Source organism: Microbispora sp. CSR-4 (genome assembly GCF_008033685.1).
GTDB lineage: Bacteria > Actinomycetota > Actinomycetes > Streptosporangiales > Streptosporangiaceae > Microbispora.
The window spans coordinates 1-368 of the sequence record NZ_VJVX01000301.1; the positions used below are offsets into that span (position 1 = coordinate 1).

Sequence of the window (368 nt, forward strand, 5' to 3'; positions counted from 1 at the left end):
CCACGGCGAACTGTCCCTCGGCGTACGACCCGGCAGGATCCCGGCCCAGACGTCGAGGCGGGGCGTGGCGCCCTGCCGCGGCCCTGGCGATCTTCCTGGGGAAGAACTACTCGATCAAGCTCGGCCCGATCTACTACAAGAACAGCCACAAGACCCTCCACCCTGTCTGGGGGGATCGGGAGAGCGGCGGGTAGGGGAAGAGGGTAGGGTATAGTGTAGATCTCGGGGGGCGGCGGGTCATTAAAAAAAAAAAAAAAAAACGGAAGGCGAAGGTCAGGTTGCTCTGACTCAGTTCGACAAGTGAATGACAGAACCAGAGGTCATCCTATTATTTAGAGAACTTCATCAACGTAGAGAACCGGTCAGTA

General features: G+C 57.3%; 1 protein-coding gene. It reads left to right on the plus strand.

Annotated elements, in window-relative coordinates:
• A partial coding sequence (locus FLV34_RS41155) for a hypothetical protein (RefSeq protein WP_187280909.1) occupies nt 1-194 on the plus strand: 194 nt, incomplete at its 5' end.
• Nucleotides 195-368: the final 174 nt, after the last annotated feature.